This is a genomic window from Paraconexibacter sp. (genome assembly GCF_059438195.1).
In genome coordinates this window covers 24,042-30,135 of the sequence record NZ_JBLKKY010000054.1, presented here as the reverse complement: position 1 = coordinate 30,135, position 6,094 = coordinate 24,042, and the positions used below count along the sequence as shown (strand labels likewise).

Sequence of the window (6,094 nt, the reverse complement as noted above, 5' to 3'; positions counted from 1 at the left end):
CCCGCGGCTCCGTCGGGCGGCCTGCCGGCCGCGCGGTCCGCGGGCGCGACCGGTCGCGTCGCCGCGTCCGGCAGGGGCCGCGGCGCCGCGGCGATGCGCGGCCAGAGCACGGCGAGGGCGGCGGCGAGGACGAGGACGGCGAGGGGCCCGACGGTGCCCCACCGGATGCGGGAGTGGAGCGGTGCGGGGTCGTGATCGGGGTCCATGCCCCCATGAGGGCCGCGCCACCCGGGTTCGCCCCCCCTCGCGGCGGCACGCCCGCGCGGGCGGGCCGCTGCTACCGTTCGGGGTCGAATGGCACCCTCCGCCCCGACCTACGACCTCACGCTGCTCCTCGACACGGCGGCCGACGCCGACCGTCGCGCGAAGATCCTCGCGGACACGCAGGCGCTCATCGAGCGTCTCGGCACGCTCGTCGGCACGCACGACTGGGGCACGCGCCCGACGGCCTACGAGGTCCGCAAGCACGGCGACGCGGAGTACCGCCTCCTCCAGTTCCAGGGTCCGCGCGAGCTCCTCGAGGAGCTCAACCGGGTGCTCTCCATCACGGACGGCCTGCTGCGCTACCGCATCATCAAGCTCGCGCCCGGCGTCGGCGAGGTCCCGGACCTCAAGGCCGAGGCCGCGCAGCAGCAGCAGCAGCCGACCGAAGAGCCCGCCCCGGCCGCTTCCTGATCGCCTCGCCGGCGCGTCAGACGCGTCGGCGGTCCCGCGACTTCCTGACGAATCCTCGCAACGAGCGGGGACACCGGAGATGACCTCCGGCCCCGGGTCTATCCTCGACCGGGACCAGAGCGAATCGTTCGCCCCCGAAAGGAGCACCGCGGACCATGGCCGCGACGAACATCAACCGCGTCGTCCTGACCGGCAATCTCACGAGCGACCCCGATCTGCGCTCGCTCCCGAGCGGGACGGCGGTCTGCCGGCTGCGCGTCGCCTGCAACACCCGCCGCAAGGACGCCTCCGGCGAGTGGGTCGACAAGCCGAACTACTTCGACGTCACCGTGTGGGGCGCGCAGGGCGAGAACTGCGCCCGCTACCTCTCGAAGGGCCGCCCGGTCGCGATCGACGGTCGCCTCGAGTGGCGCGAGTGGGAGGAGCGCGAGACCGGCAAGAAGCGCCAGTCGGTCGACATCGTCGCCGACTCCGTCCAGTTCCTCGGCGGCCGCGGCGAGGGCGAGGGCGGCTCCTACGGCGGCGGCCAGCAGTCCTCGGGCTTCACCCCGCAGTCGGACATCCCGGCCGACTCCTCCGACTTCGCGCCCGCGCCGGTCGGCGGCTCGTCACCGGCTCCGGCCGGGGACGACGACATCCCCTTCTGACCCGTCATCGCGCCGGGCGACCGCCGCACGGGGCGGCCGGCGCGATCGCGAGAACCCAGGCGCGGCTCCTCTGCGGCACGGCCTGGGCTCCCGCCCGTTCCGAGGCCGTTCCGCCCGGCTCCCGCGCGGTCCGACCGACTCGCGTGGTAGCCGAGCGGTCGCCGTCCGCGGCGACGTGTCACAATGCCCCTTCGCGCGCGGAGCCGGGTGAGCCCGGCGCATCCTGCGCGCCTGCGACACACCACTTCACGAGGACTTCGTTTTGGCCAAGCAGCGCAACCGCGGAAAGGCGACCTCCCGCCGCCGTGACAAGAAGGGCGGGCCCGGCAGCGGCCGCCGCAAGCCGTGCCTGCACTGCAAGGAGAAGATCGATCGCGTCGACTACCGCGATCTCACGACGCTCCGCAAGTTCATCTCCGAGCGCGGCAAGATCCGCTCCCGGCGCATCACCGGCGCGTGCCGTCGCCACCAGAACCAGATCGCGACGGCCGTGAAGCGCGCCCGTGAGCTCGCGCTCCTGCCGTACGTCAACGAGAGCGCGACCGACTCCCGCGAGCGCGGCGGCCGGGACCGGGACCGGGATCGGGACCGCTAGACCGATGCCCGAGGCCATCCTCCTCCAGGACGTCGAGTCGCTCGGCGAGAAGGGCACCGTCGTCACGGTGTCCAAGGGCTACTTCCGCAACTACCTCGAGCCGCGCAAGCTCGCCGCCCCGGCGACGAAGGCGGCGATCGCCGCGTCGCAGCGCCGCGCCGAGGATCAGGCGCGCGCCCAGGCCGCGGCCCGCAGCGAGGCCGCCGAGCTCGCCGAGGTGCTCAACCGCACCGTCCTCACCATCTCGCAGCAGGCCGGCGAGGACGGCCGCCTCTTCGGATCGGTGACGACGCAGGACATCGCCGACGCGATCAAGGAGGCCCGCGGGGTCACCGTCGACAAGCGGAAGATCGTGCTCGACGAGGCGATCAAGACGACCGGCACCTTCCAGGTCGACGTCGAGGTCGCCGACGGCGTCCACGCGACGGTGAAGACGATCGTCACCGAGGCCTGAGACGAGCGCGCCGCGACGCGCGCCGCCGCACTCCGCACACGGGCGCCCGACGGGCGCCCGTCGTCGTCTCGGGACGCCCTGCGGAAATCCGCGCAGTTTCCGGCCGGAGCTCCGGAAGCCCTCTGACCGGCTCGCTACCCTCGCTCGTTCCCGATGAACGCCTTCCCCGACGACTTCGATCCCGGACGCGACTTCGGGGCACCGGTCGCGGCGCCGTCCGCGCCGGGTACCGGCACGGTGCCGCCGCACTCCGCCGAGGCGGAGCAGAGCGTCCTCGGGGCGATCCTCCTCTCGGAGAAGACGCACTACGCGTACATCATCGAGGAGAACCTCGAGCCGCGGGACTTCTACCGGGAGCGCCACCGCGTCGTCTTCGAGTCGATGCACGCGCTCTACGAGGAGAACGAGCCGATCGACGTGCTCACCCTCACCGAGCACCTGCGCTCGCGCGGCAAGCTCGACGACATCGGCGGCCAGGCGCAGATCGACGCGCTCGCCGCCGCGGTCCCCGCGGTCGGCAACCTCCGGCAGTACGGCAAGATCGTCAAGGAGCACTCGCTCCTGCGCCGGCTCCTGCAGTCGACCTACGAGATCCAGGCCGCCGTCCACGCGGGCGAGGCCGACGCGAAGCAGCTCGTCGAGCGCGCGGAGACGCAGATCCTCGAGGTCGCCGACCTCGACCGCTCGAAGGAGTTCGTGCAGGTCGGGAAGATCCTGCACCACGAGATCGACGTCTGGCAGAAGCTCGCGACCGAGGGCATCCAGCTCACCGGCACGCCGTCGGGCTACGAGGATCTCGACGAGATCACCGGCGGCTTCCAGCCCGGCAACCTCATCATCCTCGCCGCGCGACCCTCGATGGGCAAGTCGGCGCTCGTCACGAACATCGCCGAGAACGTCGCCCTGCACAAGGCGACGCCGCGCCCCGTCGCCCTCTTCAGCCTCGAGATGTCCGAGGGCGAGCTCGCGCAGCGGTTCGTCGCGTCGCAGTCGCGCATCCGCGGCGACGACCTGCGCAAGGGCCGGCTCAAGGGGGAGCGCGAGTGGAAGCGCGTCCTCGAGACGTCCGCGCGCTTCGACGCCGCCGAGCTCTTCGTCGACGACTCGTCCGACGTCGGGCTCCTCGAGATCCGCGCGAAGGCGCGCCGCCTGCACCAGCAGTCGCCCCTCGGCCTCATCATCGTCGACTACCTCCAGCTCATGCGCGCGGACGGCCGCATCGAGAACCGCGTCCAGCAGGTGAGCGCGATGTCCCGCGGCCTGAAGATCCTCGCGCGCGAGCTCGAGGTCCCGGTCATCGCCTTGTCGCAGCTCTCCCGCGGCGTCGAGTCGCGGACCGACAAGCGACCGATGCTCTCCGACCTCCGCGAGTCCGGCGGCATCGAGCAGGACGCGGACCTCGTCATGTTCATCTACCGCGACGAGTACTACTACCCCGAGACGACCGAGGCGCCCGGCGAGGCGGAGCTCATCATCGCCAAGCACCGCAACGGCGGCCTCGGGACCGTGAACCTCACCTTCCAGGGCGAGTACCCGCGCTTCCTCTCGCAGATGCGCGACGCGGCATGACCGGTCCCGACTGCCCCTACGAGCTCTGCGACGGCTCCGGCTTCGTCGTCGACGAGGAGACGCGGATCGCCCGCCGGTGCCGCTGCCGCGACCAGCGGATCGCGGCCCGGCGCGCGCGCTCCCTCTCCCGCTCGATCCCGAAGAAGTACCGCGGGCTGTCGTTCGACCGGCCGCCGGTGAGCGACATGCCGGACTACATCCTCCGCGTCATCCGCGCCTACGTGCGCGACATCGACGCGGCGCTCGACGAGGGCCGCGGGCTCTGGCTCTTCGGCGACGTCGGGACGGGCAAGACCTCGCTCGCGATGCTCGTCTCGCAGGAGGCGATCGCCCGCGGCCGCTCCGTCGCGATCTACTCGCTGCCGCGGCTCCTCGCCGAGATCCGCACGACGTTCGACGAGGAGAGCGACGCCTCGTACACCGAGCTGCTCGACCGGCTCACCGCCGTCGACCTCCTCCACATCGACGACGTCGGCGCCGAGAAGACCTCGCCCTGGGTGCTCGAGCAGCTCTACGCGATCGTCAACGCCCGCTACGAGGAGGAGCGCGCCGTCGTCCTCACGACGAACCTCAGCGAGGACGAGCTGAGCGAGCAGATCACCGAGCGGACCGTGAGCCGGCTGCGCGAGATGTGCGAGCTCGTCCCGCTCATGGGGGCCGACCGGCGCCTGCGCGAGGAGCCCGTCCCGGAGCGCCTCGCCGTCCTCGGGGAGGAGAGCGGGGAGCCGGCGCGCTGGGGTGGGAGCGGCGAGCTGGCCGACGAGAGCGACTGGTCGCGCCGTAGACTCTGAGCGACATGCCAGGCACCGTCATCGTCGGCGCTCAGTGGGGAGACGAGGGGAAGGGCAAGGTCATCGACCTCCTCGCCGCGCGCGCGGACGCCGTCATCCGCTTCCAGGGCGGGAACAACGCAGGACACACGATCGTCCACGGGGGCGAGACGTGGAAGTTCCACCTCGTGCCGTCGGGGATCCTCTACCCCGGCAAGACGTGCGCGATCGGCAACGGCGTCGTCATCGACCCCTCGGTCCTCACGGAGGAGATCGACGGCCTCAGGGAACGCGGCGTCGACGTCAGCGGCCTCAAGGTGAGCGCGAACGCGCACGTCATCATGCCCTACCACCGGCTGCTCGACCGCGCCGGCGAGGACCGGCTCGGCCGCAACGAGATCGGCACGACGAAGCGCGGGATCGGCCCCGCCTACGCCGACAAGGCCGCGCGGCTCGGCATCCGCGTGCAGGACATGCTGGACGAGAAGATCCTCAAGAAGAAGATCATGGCCGCGCTCGAGCCCAAGCGCGCGATGCTCCGCCCCTACGACAAGGACGCGGAGTTCGCCGAGCAGCTCGATCTTCAGCAGATGACGCTCGACCTGCTCACCTTCGGCCACCGCCTCGAGCAGCACATCGCCGACACGAGCGCGCTCGCCTGGCGGGCGCTCGACGAGGGCAAGCTCGTCCTCTTCGAGGGAGCGCAGGGTGCCCTGCTCGACATCGACCACGGCACGTATCCGTTCGTCACCTCGTCGAACCCGGTCGCGGGCGCCGCGTGCATCGGCGCCGGCGTCGGCCCGCGCGACATCGACGAGGTCTGGGGCATCGCGAAGGCCTACGCGACGCGCGTCGGCGCCGGCCCGTTCCCGACCGAGCTCCTCCCGGGCGACGAGGTCGGCGACGGGATCATCGACCGGGGCGGCGAGTACGGCACGACGACGGGCCGGCGGCGACGCGCCGGCTGGCTCGATCTCGTCGCGCTCAAGTACGCGGCGCGCATCAACTCGCTCACCGCGCTCTGCATCACGAAGCTCGACGTCCTCTCGGGCCTCGACACGATCCGCGTCTGCACCCGCTACCGGGGCGAGGAGGACGCGGTCTTCGAGTCCTTCCCCTACCACCAGACGGTGCTCCATCACGCCAAGCCGGAGTACGTCGACCTCCCCGGCTGGAGCGAGGACATCAGCGCCTGCCGCAGCGAGGACGAGCTGCCGCAGGCGGCGCGCGACTACCTCGCGTTCATCGCCGAGCAGACCGGCGTCCCGATCGCGCTCATCGGCGTCGGGCCGGCGCGCGACGCGACGATCTGGACGAAGGCGGGCGAGCAGACCGTCGCCGGCCGCGCGCCGTCCGTCGTCTGACGCCCCGCCACCGCGCGTGA

General features: G+C 72.0%; 7 protein-coding genes and 1 pseudogene. 7 read left to right on the top strand and 1 reads right to left on the bottom strand.

The features are described 5' to 3' along the window. Positions 1–206 (bottom strand): annotated as a pseudogene (locus ACME2J_RS16655) (hypothetical protein); the annotation flags it as partial. Positions 207–294: 88 nt separating this feature from the next. Between ACME2J_RS16655 and rpsF the strand changes: the two are divergent. The 7 genes from rpsF to ACME2J_RS16620 all read left to right on the top strand — a co-directional run bounded on the left by rpsF (position 295) and on the right by ACME2J_RS16620 (position 6,074). Beyond that, complete coding sequence (gene rpsF / locus ACME2J_RS16650; protein WP_495546060.1) at positions 295–675, top strand: 30S ribosomal protein S6; 381 nt, start codon at positions 295–297, stop codon at positions 673–675. Positions 676–830: 155 nt separating this feature from the next. Beyond that, a complete protein-coding gene (locus tag ACME2J_RS16645) occupies positions 831–1,322 on the top strand; it encodes a single-stranded DNA-binding protein (RefSeq protein WP_495546059.1) in 492 nt (163 codons plus the stop codon). A gap of 262 nt (positions 1,323–1,584) precedes the next feature. After that, positions 1,585–1,917, top strand: a complete 333-nt coding sequence (gene rpsR, locus ACME2J_RS16640; protein ID WP_495546058.1) for a 30S ribosomal protein S18 — start codon at positions 1,585–1,587, stop codon at positions 1,915–1,917. Positions 1,918–1,921: 4 nt separating this feature from the next. Continuing rightward, the gene (gene rplI, locus ACME2J_RS16635) at positions 1,922–2,371 is read left to right on the top strand and encodes a 50S ribosomal protein L9 (protein WP_495546057.1); all 450 of its coding nucleotides are present in this window, start codon (positions 1,922–1,924) and stop codon (positions 2,369–2,371) included. Positions 2,372–2,524: 153 nt separating this feature from the next. Next, entirely contained in the window at positions 2,525–3,940 is a 1,416-nt protein-coding gene (gene dnaB / locus ACME2J_RS16630) for a replicative DNA helicase (RefSeq protein WP_495546056.1), read from the top strand. Next, positions 3,937–4,731, top strand: coding sequence for an ATP-binding protein (locus tag ACME2J_RS16625; RefSeq protein WP_495546055.1), 795 nt, complete (start codon positions 3,937–3,939; stop codon positions 4,729–4,731). Before dnaB ends, ACME2J_RS16625 begins: the two co-directional genes overlap by 4 nt. Positions 4,732–4,736: 5 nt before the next feature. Further along, positions 4,737–6,074: an adenylosuccinate synthase gene (locus tag ACME2J_RS16620; protein ID WP_495546054.1), complete on the top strand. Its 1,338-nt coding sequence runs from the start codon at positions 4,737–4,739 to the stop codon at positions 6,072–6,074. Positions 6,075–6,094: the final 20 nt, after the last annotated feature.

What these genes read in the sequence shown, in the direction of transcription:
- rplI (WP_495546057.1), top strand. Translation starts at nt 1,922, where the DNA reads ATGCCCGAGGCCATCCTCCTCCAGGACGTCGAGTCGCTCGGCGAGAAG.
- ACME2J_RS16620 (WP_495546054.1), top strand. Translation starts at nt 4,737, where the DNA reads ATGCCAGGCACCGTCATCGTCGGCGCTCAGTGGGGAGACGAGGGGAAG.
- ACME2J_RS16625 (WP_495546055.1), top strand. Translation starts at nt 3,937, where the DNA reads ATGACCGGTCCCGACTGCCCCTACGAGCTCTGCGACGGCTCCGGCTTC.
- dnaB (WP_495546056.1), top strand. Translation starts at nt 2,525, where the DNA reads ATGAACGCCTTCCCCGACGACTTCGATCCCGGACGCGACTTCGGGGCA.
- rpsF (WP_495546060.1), top strand. Translation starts at nt 295, where the DNA reads ATGGCACCCTCCGCCCCGACCTACGACCTCACGCTGCTCCTCGACACG.
- ACME2J_RS16645 (WP_495546059.1), top strand. Translation starts at nt 831, where the DNA reads ATGGCCGCGACGAACATCAACCGCGTCGTCCTGACCGGCAATCTCACG.